At 63.1% G+C, this 20,354-nt stretch carries 20 protein-coding genes; all 20 read right to left on the reverse strand.

Translation table 11 applies throughout. The features are described 5' to 3' along the window. Positions 1-10: 10 nt before the first annotated feature. The 20 genes from J3A64_RS15510 to uxaC all read right to left on the reverse strand — a co-directional run bounded on the left by J3A64_RS15510 (position 11) and on the right by uxaC (position 20,353). Complete coding sequence (locus tag J3A64_RS15510) at positions 11-928, reverse strand: hypothetical protein (RefSeq protein ID WP_043805748.1); 918 nt, start codon at positions 926-928, stop codon at positions 11-13. After that, positions 925-2,178, reverse strand: a complete 1,254-nt coding sequence (locus tag J3A64_RS15515) for a pitrilysin family protein (protein WP_210064774.1) — start codon at positions 2,176-2,178, stop codon at positions 925-927. The genes J3A64_RS15510 and J3A64_RS15515 overlap by 4 nt, the downstream gene beginning before the upstream one ends. Then, entirely contained in the window at positions 2,175-3,038 is an 864-nt protein-coding gene (locus tag J3A64_RS15520) for a hypothetical protein (protein WP_210064777.1), read from the reverse strand. The genes J3A64_RS15515 and J3A64_RS15520 overlap by 4 nt, the downstream gene beginning before the upstream one ends. Further along, positions 3,035-3,673, reverse strand: coding sequence for a flavoprotein (locus J3A64_RS15525; protein ID WP_238324476.1), 639 nt, complete (start codon positions 3,671-3,673; stop codon positions 3,035-3,037). Before J3A64_RS15525 ends, J3A64_RS15520 begins: the two co-directional genes overlap by 4 nt. 109 nt (positions 3,674-3,782) lie before the next feature. Next, the gene (locus tag J3A64_RS15530; protein WP_011773299.1) at positions 3,783-3,956 is read right to left on the reverse strand and encodes a hypothetical protein; all 174 of its coding nucleotides are present in this window, start codon (positions 3,954-3,956) and stop codon (positions 3,783-3,785) included. A gap of 115 nt (positions 3,957-4,071) precedes the next feature. Then, complete coding sequence (locus J3A64_RS15535) at positions 4,072-4,245, reverse strand: hypothetical protein (protein WP_014920628.1); 174 nt, start codon at positions 4,243-4,245, stop codon at positions 4,072-4,074. A gap of 111 nt (positions 4,246-4,356) precedes the next feature. Next, positions 4,357-5,346 carry a T3SS effector HopA1 family protein gene (locus J3A64_RS15540; RefSeq protein WP_210064778.1) on the reverse strand — a complete coding sequence of 330 codons (990 nt, stop codon included), beginning with the start codon at positions 5,344-5,346 and terminating at the stop codon, positions 4,357-4,359. Further along, positions 5,343-6,452: a class V lanthionine synthetase subunit LxmK gene (lxmK, locus tag J3A64_RS15545; RefSeq protein WP_286176357.1), complete on the reverse strand. Its 1,110-nt coding sequence runs from the start codon at positions 6,450-6,452 to the stop codon at positions 5,343-5,345. Before lxmK ends, J3A64_RS15540 begins: the two co-directional genes overlap by 4 nt. A gap of 185 nt (positions 6,453-6,637) precedes the next feature. Beyond that, positions 6,638-7,552 (reverse strand): ABC transporter permease, encoded by a 915-nt coding sequence (locus J3A64_RS15550; protein ID WP_014920625.1) that lies wholly within the window; start codon positions 7,550-7,552, stop codon positions 6,638-6,640. Then, a complete protein-coding gene (locus J3A64_RS15555) occupies positions 7,549-8,523 on the reverse strand; it encodes an ABC transporter ATP-binding protein (protein WP_011773293.1) in 975 nt (324 codons plus the stop codon). Before J3A64_RS15555 ends, J3A64_RS15550 begins: the two co-directional genes overlap by 4 nt. A gap of 146 nt (positions 8,524-8,669) precedes the next feature. Beyond that, the gene (locus tag J3A64_RS15560) at positions 8,670-9,794 is read right to left on the reverse strand and encodes a thioesterase domain-containing protein (RefSeq protein ID WP_210064782.1); all 1,125 of its coding nucleotides are present in this window, start codon (positions 9,792-9,794) and stop codon (positions 8,670-8,672) included. A 47-nt stretch (positions 9,795-9,841) separates the two neighbouring features. Beyond that, positions 9,842-10,414 carry an orotate phosphoribosyltransferase gene (gene pyrE, locus J3A64_RS15565; protein ID WP_210064783.1) on the reverse strand — a complete coding sequence of 191 codons (573 nt, stop codon included), beginning with the start codon at positions 10,412-10,414 and terminating at the stop codon, positions 9,842-9,844. Between the two features lie 5 nt (positions 10,415-10,419). Further along, on the reverse strand, positions 10,420-11,403 hold the full coding sequence (locus J3A64_RS15570) for a LacI family DNA-binding transcriptional regulator (RefSeq protein ID WP_014920623.1): 984 nt from the start codon (positions 11,401-11,403) through the stop codon (positions 10,420-10,422). 81 nt (positions 11,404-11,484) lie between these two features. Further along, positions 11,485-12,768 carry a multiple monosaccharide ABC transporter permease gene (gene mmsB / locus J3A64_RS15575; RefSeq protein ID WP_014920622.1) on the reverse strand — a complete coding sequence of 428 codons (1,284 nt, stop codon included), beginning with the start codon at positions 12,766-12,768 and terminating at the stop codon, positions 11,485-11,487. Positions 12,769-12,773: 5 nt separating this feature from the next. Next, positions 12,774-14,303, reverse strand: a complete 1,530-nt coding sequence (mmsA, locus tag J3A64_RS15580; protein ID WP_210064785.1) for a multiple monosaccharide ABC transporter ATP-binding protein — start codon at positions 14,301-14,303, stop codon at positions 12,774-12,776. Positions 14,304-14,429: 126 nt separating this feature from the next. Beyond that, positions 14,430-15,578: a multiple monosaccharide ABC transporter substrate-binding protein gene (gene chvE / locus J3A64_RS15585; RefSeq protein ID WP_014920620.1), complete on the reverse strand. Its 1,149-nt coding sequence runs from the start codon at positions 15,576-15,578 to the stop codon at positions 14,430-14,432. Positions 15,579-15,871: 293 nt separating this feature from the next. Beyond that, positions 15,872-16,390 carry a gluconokinase gene (locus J3A64_RS15590; RefSeq protein WP_286176358.1) on the reverse strand — a complete coding sequence of 173 codons (519 nt, stop codon included), beginning with the start codon at positions 16,388-16,390 and terminating at the stop codon, positions 15,872-15,874. Next, positions 16,380-17,609: a D-mannonate dehydratase ManD gene (gene manD / locus J3A64_RS15595; RefSeq protein WP_011773285.1), complete on the reverse strand. Its 1,230-nt coding sequence runs from the start codon at positions 17,607-17,609 to the stop codon at positions 16,380-16,382. Before manD ends, J3A64_RS15590 begins: the two co-directional genes overlap by 11 nt. Before the next feature lie 24 nt (positions 17,610-17,633). Further along, positions 17,634-18,965: a mannitol dehydrogenase family protein gene (locus J3A64_RS15600; protein ID WP_210064786.1), complete on the reverse strand. Its 1,332-nt coding sequence runs from the start codon at positions 18,963-18,965 to the stop codon at positions 17,634-17,636. Then, positions 18,962-20,353, reverse strand: coding sequence for a glucuronate isomerase (uxaC, locus tag J3A64_RS15605; protein ID WP_210064787.1), 1,392 nt, complete (start codon positions 20,351-20,353; stop codon positions 18,962-18,964). Before uxaC ends, J3A64_RS15600 begins: the two co-directional genes overlap by 4 nt. Between the last annotated feature and the right edge of the window lies 1 nt (position 20,354).

The raw sequence follows: 20,354 nt of genomic DNA on the forward strand, positions 1-20,354 counted from the left end.
TCATGACGCACTAGCTGCGCCCCAGGACCTCCTTGATAGGCCTGACCAAGCCTTCCACCGCCTTCCCGATAGCGGCGGAATCCACAAGGTCGAGGGCGGTATCCGGGTTAAGGACCAGCTCGCCACCCCATCCCATCACCTCGTAGTGGGCGAGGGAGCGGGCCAGTTCAAGCGGGGACTGCCATGCGCGGTTCAGATTTGTCCGGGCAAATTCCCTAGCCTGCTCCACTGCTTCCCTGTGCTCGGCAACTCTGTAGCCGGCCACCGTGGAAAGCACCGTTTCCAGAACAGCCGAACCGTTGGGCCGCGAGGCGACGACTTGCCAGTTCACTGTCGGCGTGGAGTCCTGCAGCCCGCGGCCGGCTTGAAGGATTGCCTGGTGCCCGGACTGTTGAATGGCGTCCGGAAGGAGGGTTCCCGGCCCTCCGGCCACCAGGCAGATGGCCATGAACGTTGCTGCGAACCCTACGTCGCCCGCGGGGTCCTGTCCGATGACAAACGTCTGCTCGAATCCCTGTGCCGTGGTCTGACGCATGGTGCTCCGGAACGCCGACCGAGGGGCGGGAGGTCCTTCTCCCCCGCCTTCCGACAGGCTGCCTTCCAGATCTTCCAGAACGCCGGCAGAACCCACAACAGCAAGCACGGGCTCACCGAATTCCGCTATTCCCGGGTGCTCGGTGTTGGTGACATCTTCAGTCCAGCCCCGTACAGCCACCTCCGGCAGGGTCGCAGTCATCACCACGGCGCCATCACCGGGCGTCCATGTCACGGCAACCGGCTGCTTGGCTGGCCCGCATCGTTTCACCGCCCGGGAAACGGCGCTGCGCAGGCGCGGGACGCCGTCGGAAGTTGTTCTCCAGCCCATCGACACCGTGGTGAAGCGGGAGCGCCGGTCAACCTGGGCCAGATAACGGCGAGTGGTGATCATCGGAGAATCTCCTCGGAGGGCTGGACGGTCAGTGACACGGAGTCCTGCTCGGCGAGCCGCCGTGCCGCGGCGGTGACCAACGGCCTGAGCCGCGTGGCGTCGTCGGATATTTCGGCGAGGGCATCCGCCAGTTCAACGGCGAACGTCGGTGTCCCCCTCAGAAGCACGTCGCGGGTGACGGTCCGGGCGAGCCGTTGGTCATCGTGAGTGAACGTTTCCATCCGGAGTAGGGCGCGACGGGCCGCAAGGACGATTGCTGCATCATCGGCGATCGCCAGCGCCCGGAATCTCTCGGAAGGATCAATGGCTTGCCCGGTATCGTCCACCAGGACGAACAGATCGTCCCGGGTCAGGTCCCCCGGCCCGAACAGACCGGCGCTGGCGTCGAGGCCATCCTGCTGGGACAGCAGCTCAGCTGCCACAAGATCACCGAGGAGATCCGGGCCTGCCGAGTGACCAAACGCTGCAGCCCTGGCGGAAAGTAGACGAGTGGAGGTTGCCCCGCCGGAATAGATCGTGGACGTCGAACCACCTCTGCGGACGGAGTCTTGCAGCACGGGGACGACGGGCGCTTGGTCTGAAATTCCAGAGAACGGGGCCGCCAGCAACCGGAGCGTGTAATGAGGGTCTTCAGATGCCACCGCCGTCAGTACAGCCGCCGAGGGGCGGTAAAGACGGCCATGAAGCGCTTGTAGTTTTTCACGGGTGACCCGGGTTGCGAGGTCACTATCGCCGCTGCCGTCATGACCGTTGGAGTGGTCCGCCCAATAGCGTGTTGTCAGGTGTGGCCAGGGCAGGATTCCCCCGGGAGCCGGAGCCAACCGTTGCGCCCGTTCTGTGGCAACGGCATCTATTTGCTCAGCGATCTGCCCCTGCGTCAGTGCGGGCTGGAAGACCTGCTCAACCAGGCGGCTCGAGATCTGTTCGAGGTGTCCCGTGGGACCGGACTCGTAGAACTCGGAGTAGTCCATGTGGGTGTTCCCGCCCAGGATTCCCCCGGCTTTGTGAACCGAAACCTGCCGTTCCAACGCCGTGATGTTCTCGCTGTCCTGGTACACCATGTGCTCGAGGAGGTGGAGCATGCCCTCCTCCCCCGGCATTTCATGGCGCATTCCCGCCGGCACACCGAGACTCACGGACAGGATGCGGGCGGAGGGATCATGGACGGCGATCAGCCTTGTTCCGGTGTCCAGCTGCATGCCGTACACAGCTCGGCCATCCAGTGTGCCAAGAATGGAAGGGGTAGTCATCGCGTCTCCGGGGTGGTGTTCAAGTACGAGCTCGCCAAGCGAAGAAGTGCCTTCGCCTGGGCTTCTCCTGCGCCGGCATAGTGGTGCCAGTCGTAGGCATGCTGGGCAATCCTGAAGGCCAATGCCGGGCCGATCTCGGACGGTGCGGGACCTTCTCCGCAGGTCTCATGGAAACCGTTGCGCAGTTCTTCGATGGCTGGCCGCAGCACAGGGTGGAAGGCATGCAGTTCCGCCATCTCTCCGAGCACCCAAGCGATGTCATAAGCAGGATGGGCAAGCCCCAGGTCCTCGCCGGTGAGGAGCGAGCCGGCTGCACCATCGGGAGTCACCACCCAGTGGGCCATCCCGGGATATCCGTGCACAACCACTTGGTGGGGGTCGGAAAGTACGCGCTCGATCCATCGACGGATCTCCCGCAGGCCGGAATCGCCCAAAACGTCGCAGGCCGGCTCCCATGCCCCTCCCAGCCATGCCTCCGAACGCTGGACGGTTCGTGGAGTACTTCCCGGAAAGTCGATGAGCGACGCATTGTCATGGAGAACGCTCAGGGCCGTTCCCCATATCCGCCCTGCCGCCCGGAGGTTTGCGGGCACACCCGCCGTGATGAGGTCGAAGACCGTTGACCCTGCCGGCGTCGAGTATGAACGGTGGCGATCGCCCCCGACCCCTACCACCAAGAGGTCAGCGCCGGGCGCGGGAGCGATGCTGATCGGTAGGGAAGAGAAAGGAATCGGCGCTCCAACCCCGAGGCTGTGCACCCATTCATAAGTCCCTCCAACCTGGTAAACACCCGTGGACAGCAGGTCGGTCCGGGTGGAGCGGATGACTGATTTCTGCCGGGAATCCATCGCGGCGCTCATACAGTAGCCGCCTCTGCGGTCATCCCCGCACGAAGGAGCCGTTCCTCTTCCAGCCGGCGCAGCACGGAAGGGAACGACGGCGGCACCCAGGCCAGGGCGACGTCGCTGGACTCGCTGGGGCCGGGGACGGGGTCAATGACCAGAAAGTTTTCCGGCGTGCGCAGTTTCCTGAGGGTCTCGGCGACGATAGGGTTCGCCAGGGCCCGGGGCGGCAATGCCGGAGCGATGCAGACCTGGGCCTCCGTGGTCATCGCTGCCAGCAAGGACGGCGAATCGGCTATGCCGTGAGCCAGGCGCGATGAGTAGTCCAGGGTTGCCGGGTAGACCAGGATCAGGTCCGCCCACTCTGCCAAATCGATGTGTGCAGCAACGAGTTCTTCCCCCCAGGTATCGGCCTGTACACGGGACTTCAACCGGGACTCAATGCTGTGCCGGGTGATGAAGCGCTGCGCGGAGTCCCGCATGACCACCTTGAACTCAGTTTCCGGCGCCGCGGAAACCGCCCATTCAATCCAGAAGGGCATAACTTGGGTGACTGCCGAGCCTGTGAGAATCAGGGCAACCTTGGAGTATCCGAAGGCTTCGAGGGTGAGGTCCGCCCAGATGGGACGGGGACTGCTGTCAGTGGTTGTCATGGCAGGTCTCAGCATTCAGGAGGGTGGGTGGGACAGATATGGGTCAGGAGGCGCCGGCGTGATGATGTTTCCACCACCTCGCCGGCGCCTTCCCCGTGGTCAGGTCTGCCTAGCAGCCCATGGTCAGGGTTGCGCCGATGATCACCCCTGCACAGAACGGCGTGGTGGCCGGCGCGTCGGTGGCAGCGTCGCCGCCGAGCTCGTCAGCCGCCGTGAAGGTGCTGTGTGCCCGGGCCAAGTCGGCGAGGTCGGCCTGCGGGATGTTAGTGATGGCGTGAGTCATGATGGTGTCTCCTTGTTGATTGCCCCACGTGGTGGGTGCGTCCGGGGTTGCTACTGGGTGAAAAGCTTTTTGTTGTAGTGCTGCGGAGCTTTTGTTGTTCCCTGCCCAGGGGCAGTTAGCAGCCGGCACCGAGGGTGGCGCCAACAATGATGCCGATGCACAGCGGTGAGGTTGCGGGAGCGTCGGTGGCAGCGTCGCCGCCGAGCTCGTCAGCGGCCGCGAAGGTGCTGTGGGCGCGTGCAAGATCGGTCAGGTCGGCCTGGCGGAAGTTAACAACTGCGTTGGACATGGTGTCTCCTGTTGTGTTTGCTTCCCACTAAGTGGGAATGGGTTTTTCTTTCTGGGTTCCTCATGGGAGGTCTTTGGGTGCCGGGCAGCGGCGGGCCACTGCCCGGATTCATCACTGGCCGGCGTTGTATCCGGGCTGGTGAGGGTTGATGCAGGCCGTTTGAGCTTCGACAGCCCAAGCGGGTTCGAGGTCGGTCTTCTCCACAGACGCACGGAGAAGTGCGTCCGCCAGAACCCGCGAGCGGTGTTGTCCGAAACTGAGCCCCCGGTACCCCGGCCGCGAATCCTTTGGTTCCATGGCAAGTGCCAGACGGTCGCCGACGCTATGGGTGAAAACCGAGACAGGGGTGTCCCGCGCGGACAAGGACCTCAGGGCAGGACCAACAAGGGAAACCGCAGCGTCCGAATCGTTGGCTGACACGTAGATGACCATCGCGTCACTGCGTGGGAAAGCCAGGGATGAAGACAGGGTCTTGACCTGATGGCCAAGCCCGCTGGCGGCAAGGGCTCCAAGAATCTTCGGCCACATTTCAAGAGCTTCTGATGCCGTGAAACAGGACAGATACAGCCTTGAAGCGGCCGCAGGATTCACGGATCCGTGGGCACCGAGTGCAAGGAGGAACCCGGGGGTGGTGCGGCTTCGCCAACTGGGAACACGCACCCCCACAATCTCATCCAAGGGGTCACGAACCAGGGCCTCTGCGGGAAAGAGGACCTTCACTCCGGATAGCTCCACCACCTGGTGCGGAACTCCTTGGACGGATGTTCCCAGCTGCGTCCTCTTCGACGCCGCCTGAACGGTGGCCGCCTGAACGGTGGCCGCCTGAACAACCGTACGGTGCGGGATGGCATCAATAAGTGCCGCGGCAAGGTCCTGGTGGCCTGTTCCTGGCACGGTCTCGATGCCTGGGTGCCCTACGTGGAGGTGTGTGTAGATCGCTCCGGCCAATTGCGAACGCAACTCGCTGTGGCTGGTGGCACTAAGGGTGGTGGCGTCTATCCTGGCGGTGAGCCGGCGGGCGTCAACGGAAACCCGGTGTTCCAAGGCCGCCAGTACCTGCTCGAATGACATAGGCGTCGGAGCGTTGAGCGTGACTGTCATCGGGGCGTCCTTTCGAAACCGAGGGCTTTGACATAGTGGCCGGGTGAAAGCAGTGCCTCGCGCCCAACGCCCGCAGCAGCCCGTTCGATGCCGGGTAGCCGGGACACCATGGGAGCCCTGGTGATGGTTCGATCCACCAGATGCCATCCCACGTGGGCGGTAGCCCGAACCGGCAGGTCCGGATCGTAGTAGTTGGCATGATCGGCATACGAGGTCCACATCCGTCGGATTGACGGAACAATTGCTGCCATCCGCTCGGCGATGCGTGCTGACGCGCTCTCGTCGTCGAACCTGGCAGGGGGTGCGGAAGCTCCTCCGCGGGTGGTGACCGTGTCCAGGACTGCCCGGTAGATCCACTCGCCTGCAAGCATTCCAAGGTCCCGGGCAGGGTCGCCGAGTCCGAACTCTTCCCAGTCAAGGACACACAGTTTCCCGTTGTGGAGGTGGAACTGATCAAGGCGCAGATCGCCGTGGATGGGGCGTTCTTGGTGCATCCGCTCCGATGCCCTCAACCTGCCCGCAGCGGCCACCAACTCCTGGTCGTTCTGCAGCTCTGACCAGAGGGCCATCTCCGCCATTGTGAACTCAAGGTAGCGGGCGTGCGGAACGCCAACTGCGAGCATTTCCACAGGTGGGCTTGGAGGTGCGGAGCGCTCCAAGCCGATTGCGGGCCCGGCGTGGAGCCGGGCAAGCAACGCGCCCGCTTCCTCCGGGAAGCTGTCCGGCATTGTCTCCTCCACCATCAGGTGCGCCAGGCTGGTGCCGGGGCAGTGCTCAAAAACCAGGAGGCCGTTCGCGGTGTCGCTGCCAATGAGCTGTGGCGTTGCCGGCGCAAAGTCAGGGGACTGCTCTGCAAATGCGGCGAAGGTTACCGAGCGGTCGAAGGCCATCGGGCCGGAAGCTTGCGGTGAGATCTGCTTGACGAAGACCTTTTCCCCACTCCTCAGCCTCATGTTCCACGTGCCATTGCGGCCCGCAAAGGCGGCAGGGGCGATCTCTTCCACTGCCTCCCTGTTGTGGCTTGCAAGAACAGTGGTTGCCAAGCCGGCTGCGCGGCGGGCCGCCGGAGTGGTGGACTGCGGGTGCGGGGCTGAGGCGGTCATCATGAGGGTCTCCATCAGAGCAGCAGAGTGGTTACCGCGTAGGCGGCCAGGATGCCGATAAGCAGAAGGGCTATGTTGCGGACCAGTTTCTTGGTGGCCAATGATTGGTTGCGCTTGTTGTCAGGCATGGTTTTCCTATCTGGAGAGACCCGATGAGCCGGGCCTGTGGACTAAGTGACGAGTTGGGGCTAGGCCGTCTCGTCGGAGGTCAGGGACTGTTGCAAGGTGACTCGGGAGCCGGTGCGCAGGGCGTTGTTCCGGTAAATCACGGTGGCCAACCAGAACAGGGCGGGTATAGCTGCCACCGATATGCCGGCGGCAAGCACCATCTCCCATGTGGACACGTCTTCCAGTGCGAAGCGCATCGGCATGAGGTAGGAGGAGAACAGCGGCACGAAAGACAGTCCTTCCAGCCACGGGTTCCCCATGTTCATTGGCAGGACGTAGAGGGAGACCACCAAGAGCACCATTTGCAGGACGGACAACGGCATCACCGCAGTGCCCAGGTCCTCTTGTCGGGACACCGTTGAGGCGAGGGTCGTGTTCAAGGCTGCGAATATCACGTAGCCCAACAGGAACCAGAGGAGGAACCACAGCAGGCTCGGTCCCACAGCAACATTGATGAGGGACCAACCTCCCACCACACTGAACCCCACCACGGCGGTTCCGCCGATCGCCAGCAGTTGGACCAGGGTTACCAGCCCGATGCCGATCATCTTGCCGGCCAGCAACGGGACGATGCCGATCTTGGTGAGGAGGATCTCCACGATCCTTGATGATTTCTCCTCCACCACCCCGGAGGTCAGGCTCGATGCCGAGTAGACCAAGGAGGCCAGCAACGCGCTGATCATGGCGGTGGCAAAAATGGCCCGAGGATCAAAGCTCATTGCACCAGCCCCGCCCAACGAGTCCACCAGGAACCATCCGCCGATCCCGGCGGCGGCGCCGGCGAAAAGGGCCAGAAGTCCTGTTGCCGTGAGTATGGTCCGGTTCCCCAGCCTGGTAAGGACCTCGCGCCGTATGATCAGGCGCGTCTCGCGTAGTCCACTGCCGGAAGAAGGAGCGGCGCTGCGGGTTGTGCGATCAAATGTTGTTGTGCTCATTGCGATACTCCAACTTTGTCGAGGGAGCGCTCCGCCCCCGGGGTGGTACCTGGATGGGACGAAATGAATGTGCCGGCAAGCAGGTCCGCCAAGGACCTCTGCGCGGACACGATGCTCTTCAGTCCGCCGTGCCTTTGCGCTGCTGCGAGGATTTCACCGGGCACGTCCCGCCCTGAGCCGTCCACGGAGACGAGCACTGTTGTACGGTCGTCCGCGGAAAATTCCACGTTGACGCCGCGGGCCATCGACACTTCGGCGGCGAATGAATCTGCCGTGCGGGAGAAGCCGAGTCGCCAGCGGCTCTTCCCGTCATCCTGCAGCTCCACCACGCTGCCGCTCGCTGTCACACGGCCCCGATCGAGAATGCATACCTTGTCGCACAGACGCTCTACGAGCTCGAGTTGGTGTGAGGAGAACAGAACTCCTACGCCCCGGTCGGCTTGCTCCCGGATGAGCCGGGACATCGTTTCGACGGCGAGGGGATCCAACCCCGAGAATGGCTCGTCCAGAACCAGCAGTGCGGGGTCTCCAACCAAGGCGACGGCCAACTGGACGCGCTGCTGATTTCCCAGGGAGAGGTCCTGGACCAATGCCTGCTCACGGCCTTGTAGGCCAAGGGAGGCTATGAGTTCGTCTGCGACCTCACGTGCGGCGTCGGGTTGGTGCCCTTCCAGCAAGGCGAAGTGAATGATCTGGTCCCTCACGGGCATCTGCGGGTAGAGGCCTCGTTCCTCGGGCATATAGCCGATGCGCCTCCGGTCCTTGGCCGTGATGGGCAAGGCTTCCCACGTGACTTCGCCGTGGTCCGGGGTCAGCAGACCAAGGATCACGCGCATGGTGGTGGTCTTACCTGCACCGTTGCCGCCGATGAATCCCACGATCTCCCCGCGATGGACCGTGAGGTCCACATCGTGGAGGACCCTGCGGTCACCGAAGCTGCGGCTGATCCCCGTGAGCTGTAGGCCGTTCATACTTCGCTCCTCGAAATTCGTTCTTATTTCCTGTCAAGAACGACGCTACGGAGGATCGGGTATATCCACCCTGTACTCGAGTACAGAGCTCACTTGTACGAAAGTTCACTTTCGGAGCACGGCACGAAGGCATGGCGGGAGAGACGTCAGGCCGGCCGGATGATCCTGCCGTTCGGCTCCCGGTACGACGGCTCCTCGGGCTGGGGCGGGAGCGGTTGGAGCTCATCCTGGACGCGCTCCAGCAGTGGCCGGTAGATGCCTCCGTTCCACTGCGGGCTGGCGTGGGCGGGCCGGGCGCCTTCCGTGCTGAGCGTGGGCATCACCATGTTTGATCCGAAGACCTTGCTCCACCCCGCACGCGCCGACTCGTAATCCACGGTGGCGTCCTTGGCGTTGCCGATGAATGCCATCTTGGCGCCACCGATTTTTCCGGCCAGGCGGAGGCCGTCAAAGTGGTAGATGTACGCCGACTCCGTCTGTATCAGCACGCTGGAAGGGGCGATCGGCGACAGTTGCTCCAGGCTTTGGTCGAGGATCTGCCGCCACGTCCGCTCATCCTTGTGCGCTACGCGCTCGCCCAGCTCATAGCCGCCGCGCAGGACCGACGGGATGCGGAAGCCATTCTCGTAAAGGAACACCACGCCGTCGAACCAGCTCTGGTCCAGGACGTCGGCGCGGCTGAACGGACTCGAATCCAGGACAATCAACTGCGTCTCGACGCCGTGCAGCTCCAGAAGCCGGGCGGCCACCTGGGTGGCGAGCATGCCGCCGAAACTGTGGCCGTAGAAGTACAGCTTCTCCAGTTCCAGCTCGCGGACGTGCAGGATGATTTCGCGGACGATTTCGTCCACGTCCAGGCCCAGATTGGAATATCCGACGGCGGCTAGGCGGCCCCGCTGATGCAGGGCGGGACGCAGCGAGTTGAGGATCCACTGAGCTTCTTCCCAACTCGTCTTATAGCCGGGAAAGAGGATCCAGCTTGCCTTGGGGAAGTACACGTCCGAGTACGGATCCGGCACACGGAGAATCTTGGTGGCTCGCCGCTCGGCCTGCACACGACGGGTGAAGAGCATGTCCGCGGCGAGCGCACCGGAAGCTCCGGAGGTGATGAGGAAGTTACGGCGGGATGTCTTCTTGAGCCGGGCAGCGTAAGGAAGGATCCGGGCCCATGAGCCCGGATCCGCTGCCTTCTCCGGTTCCTGGCTGACCGGCGCAGGGAGGTTTTCAGTCACCTCCGGCGGCGCCGTGAGCTTCCCTACTTGTACGTCCACGCAGCAAGCATAGGCTTCGCGGGCACTGCCTTACAGCCCCGTAGTTCCTAGTCGAGGCCGAGTTCGTCCTTGCCGAAGGCGAAGAGGTACGGCACGCCGGTTTCTGCTTCGATCTTCTCTTTCGCGCCGGTGTTGCGGTCAACGATCACGGCTACGGCCACTACATTGCCGCCCGCCTTACGGACACCTTCGACGGCGGTCAGTGCGGACCCGCCGGTGGTGGACGTGTCCTCGAGGACCACCACGTTACGGCCTTCAACCGAGGGACCTTCCACCTGGCGGCCCATGCCGTAGGACTTCTGGGCCTTGCGGACAACGAAGGCGTCCACGGCACGGCCGGCATCGGCAGCAGCGTGCATCACGGCCGTACCTACGGGGTCGGCACCCATAGTGAGTCCGCCGGCGCACTCAACTGAAACGCCGGCGTCGTCGATCATTTCCAACATGACCTGGCCTACCAGCTTGGAGGCCTCGTGGTGCAAGGTGATGCGGCGGAGGTCGATGTAGTAGTCCGCTTCCTTGCCGCTGGAGAGGATCACCTTGCCGCGAACCACCGCCAGTTCTTTGATGAGTTCAAGAAGGCGGGCGCGGGCAGCAGCAGTATCAAGCGTGGAAGTCATGGCTCCTAGTTTAGTGGGGCCGCCGTGGTGGCACGGATCACCAAGCGGGGATTGACGATCTGATCGCCGGTTCCTCCGTCTCCGCCCAACTGTTGCAGCACCGCTTCCATGCATCGGCGGCCGAGTTCCTCAAAGTCCTGTTTGATGGTGGTCAGCGGCGGCATGAAGAATTCAGCCTCGGGCTGGTCGTCGTAGCCCACCACGCTGATGTCGTCCGGCACGTGCAGGCCGGCTTCCTGGACAGCGCGGAGCACGCCCACCGCCATTTGGTCGTTGGCGACGAACACGGCCGTGACGGTGTGCCGCTGTATGAGCTCAAGCCCGGCGCGGTAACCGGAGGCCGCATCCCAGCCACCCCGCAACAGGACATCGGCGCTCAGCCCGGCTGTTTTCAGTGATTCCTGCCATCCCTTGATGCGCTCGGCGGCGTCGATCCAGTGCGGTGGTCCCGAGATGTGTGCAATCCGCCGGTGCCCCAAGCCGATCAGATGGTCCACAGCCAGGCGGGCGCCCATTCGCTGATTCAGGGAGGCACCGGTCAACTGGTTGCCCGCGCCGGCCCCGACAGCCACGATCGGCACGGGAAAGGAAACATCGCGCAGGACGGCAAGAACATCCGGGTGTGGAACCAGGATGACGATCCCGTCAACGGACTGGTTCCGGAAATGCGCCATGGCATCGTTGACACTGTGGTCGGTCACTTCGCGGAGGTTGGCAATGCTGACGAAGTACCCTGCTTCCCGGCCGGCTTGCTCCACGCCCAGAAGGGTGTTCGCGGGTCCAAACTGGCCCGTCTCGCAGGCAAGCACGCCGATGGTCCGGGACCGCCGGGTGACCAAGCTGCGGGCCGCGGTGTTGCGGCGGTAGCCCAGTACTTCAATGGCCGATTCCACGCGCTGCTTGGTCTGGTGACTGACGTTCGGATGGTTGTTCAGGACGCGGGAAACGGTTTGGTGCGAGACTCCTGCCATCTTTGCCACGTCTCCCATGACGGGAGGCCGTGCCGGTGTGTCCGTCCCGGCCCCGGGCGTTACCCGGGGCCGGGACACTCCCCCTGTGGACATCAGCGACTATTTCGCGTCAACGACGACGGGCTCTGGCTTCGCTGGGGTGGACGTTTCAGTTGCCGGCGGCGTGGTCTTCCACTTGAACCGGCGGCCGACGGACGAACCCCCACCGGATCCGGTGCGGTTCTTGTTGAAGATGTCGAAGCCGACGGCGAGCAGAAGCACCAGGCCCTTGATGAGCTGCTGGTAATCGGTGCCCAGGCCAAGGATGGACATGCCGTTGTTGAGGACGCCCATGATCAGGCCGCCGATCATGGCGCCGGCCACCGTGCCGATGCCGCCCTGGACTGCCGCACCACCGATGAAGGCCGCAGCGATGGAGTCGAGTTCGAAGCCGGTACCGCCTGCGGGCTGTGCGGAGTTCAAGCGAGCCGTAAAGACCAGCCCGGCCAAGGCGGCGAGGACACCCATGTTGACGAAGAGGCGGAAGGTGACCTTTTTGGTCTTGATGCCCGAAAGTTCGGCTGCGTGGAGGTTGCCGCCGATCGCGTACGTGTGGCGTCCGAAGATGCTGTTGTTCATCAGTGCCGAGTAGACGATCACCAGGACAGCCAGGACGATCAGGACAATCGGGGTGCCACGGTAGCTGGCCAGGAGGAACGTGATGATGAGCATCAGGACGGCGATGAACCCGTTCTTGACGGCAAACCAGGCCATCGGTTCATTCTCCAGGTTGAACTTGCGGCGAACCCGGCGTTCCTTGATGGCTTGGAACAGAATGGCAGCCGTGCCGCCCACGCCGAGGATGACCGTCAGCCATTCCAGCACGGAGGTGCCGCCGGAGATGTCGGGCAGGAAGCCGCCACCGAGGGCGCGCAACTCGTTCGGGAACGGGGTGATCTGCTGGTTCTTCAGGGTGATGAGGGTCAGGCCGCGGAAGATCAACATGCCTGCGAGGGTGACGATGAAGGCGGGGATGCCCACATAGGCAATCCAGTAGCCTTGCCACGCACCCACCAGCGCACCCACCAGGAGGCAGGCGGGGATGGCGAGCCACCAAGCCCAGCCCCAGTGCACGATCATCACGCCCGCCACGGCGCCGATGAAGCCTGCGATGGAGCCAACGGAGAGGTCGATGTGCCCGGCGATGATGACCATCACCATGCCGATGGCGAGGATCAGGATGTAACTGTTCTGGACTACCAGGTTGGTGACGTTCTGCGGCTGGAGCAGGATGCCGTCGGTCAGGACCTGGAAGAGGATGACGATCAGGATCAGGGCGACGAAGATGCCAACCTGGCGAAGGCGGCTTGTGAGGAAGCCAAGGGATTCTCGTAGGGCGGACATGTTCGCTATTCCTTCTCTTGAGTCATGAAGTGCATGAGGGTTTCCTGGGTGGCTTCGGCGATGGGGACTTCGCCGGTGATGTGGCCCGCGGACAGCGTGTAGATCCTGTCGCAAATGCCCAGGAGCTCCGGAAGCTCAGAGGAGATCACAATGACGGCTTTCCCCGCCGCTGCGAGCTCCGCAATGATCGTGTAAATCTCATACTTGGCGCCGACGTCGATTCCCCGGGTTGGCTCGTCCAGGATCAGCACGTCGGGGTCCGAGAACATCCATTTGCTCAGCACCACCTTTTGCTGGTTTCCGCCCGAGAGCTTGCCGGTGATGGCGGCAACGGAGGGAGCCTTGATGTTCATGCTCTTCCGGTAATGGTTGGCAACAGTGGTCTCTTTGTTGCCGTCCACCCAGCCTCGTTTGGCCAGCTTGTTCAGTGCTGCCATGGAGACGTTCCGCTTGATGTCCTCGATCAGGTTCAGGCCGTAGTGCTTGCGGTCTTCGGTGGCGTAGGCAATTCCATGGTCGATTGCGTCGGAAACCGTGGACGTGTTGATTTCCTGGCCGTACTTGTAGACCTTGCCCGAAACCGCCCGTCCGTACGTGCGGCCGAAGACGCTCATGGCCAGCTCGGTCCGGCCGGCACCCATGAGCCCGGCAAGGCCTACCACTTCACCCTTGCACACGTTCAGGCTGGCGTTGTTCACTACGGTCCGTGAATGGTCCTGCGGGTGCTGGACGGTCCAGTCCTCGATCCGGAGGACTTCCTCGCCGATGTTGGGCGTCCGGTCCGGATACAGGCTTTCAAGATCGCGGCCCACCATGCCGCGGATGATGCGTTCCTGGGTGATCTGTCCCTGGTCCAAACGCAGGGTCTCAATGGACTTGCCATCGCGGATGATGGTGACGGCGTCGGCCACTTTGCGGATCTCGTTGAGTTTGTGGCTGATGATGATGCTGGTGACGCCCTGGCCCTTGAGGTGCAGGATGAGGTCCAGCAGGTGGTCCGAGTCTTCGTCGTTCAGCGCCGCCGTGGGCTCATCGAGGATGAGCAGCTTCACCTCCTTGGAGAGCGCCTTCGCGATCTCCACCAACTGCTGCTTGCCCACACTGATGTGCTGGATGGGCGTTACGGGATTCTCGCTGAGACCCACCCGGGCCAGCAGTTTGGCGGCTTCCAGGTTGGTCTTCCGCCAGTCCACCCAGCCGTTCCTGGCAAGCTCATTGCCCAGGTAGATGTTCTCGGCAATCGACAGGTACGGGCTCAGGGCCAGTTCCTGGTGGATGATCACGATGCCGCGCTTCTCGCTGTCCGTGATGCTGGAAAATTCGCAGGGTTCATTCTCGAACAGAATGTCGCCGTCGAAGGTGTTGTGCGCGTAGACGCCGGACAACACCTTCATGAGGGTGGATTTCCCGGCTCCGTTCTCACCACAAATGGCGTGAACCTCACCTCGGTTGACGTCCAGGGTGACGTCCTGAAGGGCTTTTACACCGGGGAAGGTCTTGGTGATTCCTCGCATTTGAAGAATGGGTACGTTCATCGTCAATTCCCGCTGACTGGTTGAAACTGGGCCGGGTCGAGGGCTCGACAGGCTCTGGGGATGCTGTGGCCCCGCCACACTGCGCGCTGCAACACAGGGCGGTGGGGCCACAGATTGGGGAGGTGGTTACTTGACGTCGGCCTCGGTGTAGTAGCCCGAGTCAATGAGTTCCTTCTTGTAGTTGTCCTTGGTGATGATGACGGACTTCAGAAGGTATGCCGGAACAACCTTGACCTTGTTGTTGTAGGTCTTGGTGTCGTTGGTTTCGGGCTCACTGCCCTTGAGTACGGCGTCTACCATCTTCACGGCCTGGGCGCCGAGCTGGCGGGTGTCCTTGAAGATGGTGGAGTACTGCTCGCCGGCGATGATGGACTTCACGGAACCCTTTTCGGCGTCCTGGCCGGTCACTACAGGGAGCTTGCCGGTGGAGTAGCCGCCAGTGCTGGTCAGAGCGGAAATGATGCCGATGGACAGGCCGTCATACGGGGACAGCACGCCGTCGAGCTTGGTGCCGGAGCTGTAAGCGGAGGTGAGGATGTCTTCCATGCGCTTCTGGGCAACGGGTGCCTGCCAGCGGAGGATGGCTGCCTGCTCGAACTTGGTCTGGCCGCTGGGGACCTTCAAGGTGCCTGCATCCAGGTACGGCTTGAGGGTATCCATTGCGCCGGTCCAGAAGAAGTTGGCGTTGTTGTCGTCCGGGCTGCCCGCGAACAATTCGACGTTGAACGGGCCCTTGCCCTCTACCTTCTTGCCGCTGGCATCAACGAGTCCCAGACCCGTCAGCAGCGACGTGGCCTGCTGGACACCCACGGTGTAGTTGTCGAACGTGGTGTAGTAGTCCACGTTCGGCGTTCCATTGATGAGGCGGTCGTAGGCGATGACCTTGACGTTCTGTTCCTTGGCCTTGGCCAGGACGTCGGTCAGCGTGGTGCCATCAATCGCTGCAATGATGAGCGCCTTGGCACCCTTCGTCAGCATGTTCTCAATCTGGGAAACCTGCGTGGGAATGTCATCGTTGGCGAACTGGAGGTCCGTTTTGTAGCCAAGGTCCTTCAGGGACTTCTCAACGTTGGCTCCGTCAGCGATCCAGCGCTCGGACGTCTGGGTGGGCATCGAGATGCCAACCAGTGAATCGCTGGGATTTGCACTGCTGGTGGACTCGGCCGTGCCCCCGCGGCTACCGCAGCCCGTGGCTCCGACAGTCAAGGTTAGGACAACCGCTACGGCGCCCAGGAGTTTCTTCAATCTCACGATGCTCTCCTTCCGCGGCAGCATTGCCGCGAACTCTGATGCGGCCGGAGCATCTGCGCGTCCGGCGGTGAAGCGTTTTGTGATCTGCGGCCAGCTGGGTGCCACATGCCACGAAAGGTGGTGCGAATGCCATTGTGAACGCTAACAATACCGTCGGTCAAGTGCCGTGGATCACGAAATGATTGCAGCCTCGAACAGCAGCCGAGACTATTGACTTGAAACGTTGTTAGCGTTCACAATTGGCGGCCTTAATGCGTGAAGACAAGGAAAAGCCCGGCACTGCCTTGTGGGCGGTACCGGGCTTCGAGGACCAGGGCCTAGAGCAGGGCTCCAGTGAGGGCCACAGCTACTTGGTTCACCATGTCCTCCACTGGCTTGGAGATGTCCACGACGATCCCGACTTCGTCGGACTGCAACGGCTCCAGGGTTGCCAGTTGCGAATCCAGCAGCGAGGCAGGCATGAAGTGTCCGGGCCGGGCTGTCATGCGCGCGTTCAGCAACTCGCGGGTCCCGTGCAGGTGCACGAACACCACAGACGGATCAGCGCTGCGGATGATGTCCCGGTAGGAGCGCTTGAGCGCGCTGCACGCGATGACAAGAGCAGTGCTCGACGCCGGGAATCGCCTTCCGATTTCGGCCAGCCAAGGCGCGCGGTCGTCGTCGTTCAGCGGAGTACCGGAGGCCATCTTGTCGATGTTCGCCTGCGGGTGCAGCGAATCGCCGTCGAGAAATTCAGCACCCAGGCGCTCGGCGAGGGCGGCACCGACGGTGCTTTTGCCGCAGCCGGCCACGCCCATCACCACGATGTGGTGGAGGGGTTGCGCCTTACCAATCATGAACAGTGCCGTCCACGAGGCGGTTGTACGGCAGGTACGCCTGCTGGTACGGGAAGGCCGCGGCGGCTTCTTCGTTGAATTCGACGCCGATGCCCGGGTTGTCGCCCGGGTGCAGGTAGCCGTCCTTGAAGGTCATGGACTGCTGGAAGACCTCGTTGGTCTTGTCCGAGTGCTGCATGTATTCCTGGATGCCGTAGTTGTGGATGGCCAGGCCCACGTGCAGCTGGGCGGCGAAGCCCACCGGGGAGATGTCCGTGGGGCCGTGGAAGCCGGATTTGATCTGATACTGGGCTGCGAAGTCCATGACCTTCTTCAACGGGGAAATGCCGCCGAAGTGGGTGGACGCTGCACGGACGTAGTCGATCAGCTGTTCCTTGATGAGGGTCTGGTAGTCCCACACGGTATTGAAGATTTCTCCGATGGCCAACGGGGTGGTGGTGTGCTGGCGGACCAGGCGCAGGCCTTCCTGGTTCTCGGCCGGGGTGCAGTCCTCAAGCCAGAAGAGGTCGTACGGTTCAAGCGCCTTGCCAAGCTTGGCGGCCTGAATGGGGGTCATGCGGTGGTGACCGTCGTGCAGCAGCGGGATTTCCGGACCGAACTCGTTGCGAACTGCTTCGAAGACGGTGGGCAGGTGGCGCAGGTAGGCGCGGGTGTCCCAGTCCTCTTCCAAGGGGAAGTTGCCGCGGCCGGCGGGCTCGTAGTCATACCGTTCACCCGAGGCTTGAGCCTGCGCGGCAACGCCATAGACGGCCTTAATGCCGGGAACGGCGGTCTGGATGCGGATGGACTTGTAGCCCAGCTCCAGGTGCTCACGCACTGAGTCGAACAGCGACGGAATGTCCGCTCCGGACGCGTGGCCGTAAGCCCGCAGCCCGTTGCGGGAAGCGCCGCCCAGCAACTGGTAGACCGGCATGCCGGCCACCTTGCCCTTGATGTCCCACAACGCCATGTCGACGGCGGCGATCGCGGCCATGGTCACGGGGCCGCGGCGCCAGTACGAGCTGCGGTACAGGAACTGCCAGGTGTCCTCGATCCGGTGCGGATCCTTGCCGATCAGCAGCTGAGCGACGTGCTCTTTGAGGTACGCGGCGACGGCGAGTTCACGGCCGTTGAGTGTCGCGTCACCAATGCCCGTCACACCATCCTCGGTGGTGATGCGCAGGGTGACGAAGTTGCGGGACGGGCTGGTCACAAAGACTTCAGCGGCAATGATTTTCATGGTGAGGGAGTCCTTCCGGTGGGTCTATGCGTGCGAAGTAGTGGCGGCAAACGAATCCAGCTGCCCGTGGATTTGCGAAACAGTGGCAGCGTCGTTCGCCAGCTCAGTGCTGATGAGCGCCACCAAGGCAGCGGTGCGGTGTTCGCCGTCGAGCGTTTTTGCGTCCTGGATGTCGGCGGCCAGCGGGTCCTGGAGCTCGGTGGTGGAGGACACGTACGCGAGCCAGGCAGCGATCATCCGGGCCGCGCCATCTCCGGAGCGGCCCGCGCTGCGTTCGGCAGCGAGGACCGGCACGGCGCGCATCCGCAGCTTGGTGGTTCCGTCCATGGCGATCTGGATCAGGTGGTGGGCGATCCGGGAGTTTCCGAAACGTTCCAACAAGGCCTTCCGGTACTTTGGTATCTGCAATTCGTCGCCGGACAGGTGCCGGGATGCCTCGTCCCAGAACGCTTCCACAGCTCCCCTGCACACGTCATCGGACAACGCCTCGGCTACGGTCGCGTGCCCGCGGAGCAATCCGGCGTACGCCAGGATCGAATGCGAGCCATTGAGCAACCAGAGCTTCCGATTCTCAAACGGTTCAATGTGGTCCACGAACACCGCCCCGGCGTCCTCCCAGCGGGGCCGGCCGGCCGGGAAGTCCCCGCTGAGGATCCAGTTGTGGAACGGCTCGGTGACCACTGCTGCCAGGTCCCGGTAGCCGCAGGAGGCCGCAACGACGTCGAGGTCCGCCTGCGTTGTCCGCGGCGTGATGCGGTCCACCGAGGTGCTGACGAAGCTGACATTGGCGTCGATCCACGCGGCCAGGCCGCCGTCCCTGGCACGCGCCAAAGCGCCAACAGCTTGCCTCGCCACGTCGCCGTTCTCCGCAAGATTGTCACAACTTACGACGGCGATCGGCCCGCTTTCGGCGTCCCTGCGGGCGGCGAGGGCCGTCACCAAGCGAGCCAACGGCGTCGAACCTTCAGCGCTGCCTGCTATATCCGCCGCATAGGCAGATTCGGTGATGGTCAACGTAACGACAGCCGTAGTAGGTGCGGCCACAAGCTCGGTTAACCGTCCGACGTCGGAGCCATCAACGGCCTCCACAATGCTGCCCACTACTTCAAAGGAGTCGCCGAGGCCCGAGCGTTCCACCACCGTGAACACGCCGTCCTGTTCGGCAAGGACATCGGCAGCATCCGGACGGCGGCCGGTGAACGCCGCAATCCCCCATTCCGCTGCGTCGCCCGCGTGCTGCGTGTACCACGCCTGGTGGGAGCGGTGAAAGGCACCCAAGCCGAGATGGACGATGCGGATGGGCGGCTTGGGCCGGCTCCCGCGGTTGAGCCGGGGAAGCCCCTGGTCCCCGGTCATAGCTTGAAGACCCTTCGCGGTGAGGAGTCCACGACGTCGACAATCAGCTCGTGCGCGCGGTCCTCGCTGATGCGGTGCTCGGCTACCAGCCGGGCGAGGAACGAGGCCTCAATCCTGCGCGAGGCGTCATGGCGTGCGGGGATGGAGCAGAAGGCTCGAGTGTCGTCGATGAAACCAGAGGACCGGGAGAAACCCGCGGTTTCCGTCACCGCCGAACGGAACCGGAGCATGGCATCCGGGGCGTCCAGGAACCACCACGGCGCACCGATGTAGACCGCGGGGTAGAAGCCTGCCAGCGGTGCAAGTTCCCGTGAGAAAACAGTCTCGTCAAGGGTGAAAAGGACCAGATGGAAGTTCTTGGCAGTACCGAAATCCTGCAACAGGGGACGGATGGACTCGGTGTAATTGGTGGCGACGGGGATGTCGTGGCCGGTGTCTGCCCCGAATTCCTCGAACGTGGGCTGATGATGGTTGCGGTACGAGCCTGGGTGGATGGTCATGACCAAGCCGTCTTCCACGGACATCCTGGCCATCTGGTACATCATGTGGGCTTCGAACACGTCGCGGTCATGGGCTGTCGCCTGGCCGGAACGGGCTTTCTCGAACAAAGCTTCCGCGTCGGCCTCCTCCAGTTTCAGGGTCGCAGGCGTCCTGACTCCGTGGTCAGCGGACACCGCTCCATGGTCCACGAAGTACCGGCGGCGATTCTCCAACGCGGTGAGGTACCCCCGGTAGCCGCTGCCGCCGTCAGACGCCTCGGAGATGATCCGCTCTACGTTGGCGGCCCACTGCGGATGCGCGATGTTGATGTAAGCGTCCGGACGGAACGTGGGCAGCACCCGGCTGTGGAACGAGGGATCCTCGGCGAGCGCACGGTGGCTCTCCAGGTTGTCCAGGGGGTCATCAGTGGTGGCAAGGACTTCGATGTTGAAATCCTTGAACAGCTCGCGTGGACGGAATCCTGGTTCCGCGAGTTTGGCCGAGATGGAATCGAAGCTGGCATCGGCCTTCTCCGCGCTCAGTTCACCGCGCCAGCCGAAAACTGACTCGAATTGGGTTCGCAGCCAGTACCCGGACGCAGTGCCGTCGAACAGTGGCCATGCCGCGCAGAAATGCCGCCAGATTTCTCGGGGTGTGGCGTTGCCTGGCTGGAGTTTGTCCATGCTGATTCCCGAGGCATGGATGAGGCGTGTGACGTAGTGGTCCGGAGTGACCAGCAGGGCAGCAGGATCGGGGAACGGGGTGTTCTGCTCGATGACTGCTGCGTCCACGTGGCCATGCGGCGAAATGATGGGCAGGTCCTGAACGCGCTGCAGCAGTTCGCGGGCGATGCCGCGGGTGCCGGGATCGGCCGGCAGCAGGCGGTCGGGATGGGTGGCGAGGGACATG

Source organism: Pseudarthrobacter sp. PvP004, from assembly GCF_017876035.1.
Taxonomy (GTDB): Bacteria; Actinomycetota; Actinomycetes; order Actinomycetales; family Micrococcaceae; genus Arthrobacter; species Arthrobacter aurescens_A.

Coding starts and splice junctions, on each gene's coding strand:
- J3A64_RS15510 (WP_043805748.1), bottom strand. CDS start 928: ATGATCACCACTCGCCGTTATCTGGCCCAGGTTGACCGGCGCTCCCGC.
- J3A64_RS15515 (WP_210064774.1), bottom strand. CDS start 2,178: ATGACTACCCCTTCCATTCTTGGCACACTGGATGGCCGAGCTGTGTAC.
- J3A64_RS15520 (WP_210064777.1), bottom strand. CDS start 3,038: ATGAGCGCCGCGATGGATTCCCGGCAGAAATCAGTCATCCGCTCCACC.
- J3A64_RS15525 (WP_238324476.1), bottom strand. CDS start 3,673: ATGACAACCACTGACAGCAGTCCCCGTCCCATCTGGGCGGACCTCACC.
- J3A64_RS15530 (WP_011773299.1), bottom strand. CDS start 3,956: ATGACTCACGCCATCACTAACATCCCGCAGGCCGACCTCGCCGACTTG.
- J3A64_RS15535 (WP_014920628.1), bottom strand. CDS start 4,245: ATGTCCAACGCAGTTGTTAACTTCCGCCAGGCCGACCTGACCGATCTT.
- J3A64_RS15540 (WP_210064778.1), bottom strand. CDS start 5,346: ATGACAGTCACGCTCAACGCTCCGACGCCTATGTCATTCGAGCAGGTA.
- lxmK (WP_286176357.1), bottom strand. CDS start 6,452: ATGATGACCGCCTCAGCCCCGCACCCGCAGTCCACCACTCCGGCGGCC.
- J3A64_RS15550 (WP_014920625.1), bottom strand. CDS start 7,552: ATGAGCACAACAACATTTGATCGCACAACCCGCAGCGCCGCTCCTTCT.
- J3A64_RS15555 (WP_011773293.1), bottom strand. CDS start 8,523: ATGAACGGCCTACAGCTCACGGGGATCAGCCGCAGCTTCGGTGACCGC.
- pyrE (WP_210064783.1), bottom strand. CDS start 10,414: ATGACTTCCACGCTTGATACTGCTGCTGCCCGCGCCCGCCTTCTTGAA.
- J3A64_RS15570 (WP_014920623.1), bottom strand. CDS start 11,403: ATGGGAGACGTGGCAAAGATGGCAGGAGTCTCGCACCAAACCGTTTCC.
- mmsB (WP_014920622.1), bottom strand. CDS start 12,768: ATGTCCGCCCTACGAGAATCCCTTGGCTTCCTCACAAGCCGCCTTCGC.
- mmsA (WP_210064785.1), bottom strand. CDS start 14,303: ATGAACGTACCCATTCTTCAAATGCGAGGAATCACCAAGACCTTCCCC.
- chvE (WP_014920620.1), bottom strand. CDS start 15,578: ATGCTGCCGCGGAAGGAGAGCATCGTGAGATTGAAGAAACTCCTGGGC.
- J3A64_RS15590 (WP_286176358.1), bottom strand. CDS start 16,390: ATGATTGGTAAGGCGCAACCCCTCCACCACATCGTGGTGATGGGCGTG.
- manD (WP_011773285.1), bottom strand. CDS start 17,609: ATGAAAATCATTGCCGCTGAAGTCTTTGTGACCAGCCCGTCCCGCAAC.
- J3A64_RS15600 (WP_210064786.1), bottom strand. CDS start 18,965: ATGACCGGGGACCAGGGGCTTCCCCGGCTCAACCGCGGGAGCCGGCCC.
- uxaC (WP_210064787.1), bottom strand. CDS start 20,353: ATGTCCCTCGCCACCCATCCCGACCGCCTGCTGCCGGCCGATCCCGGC.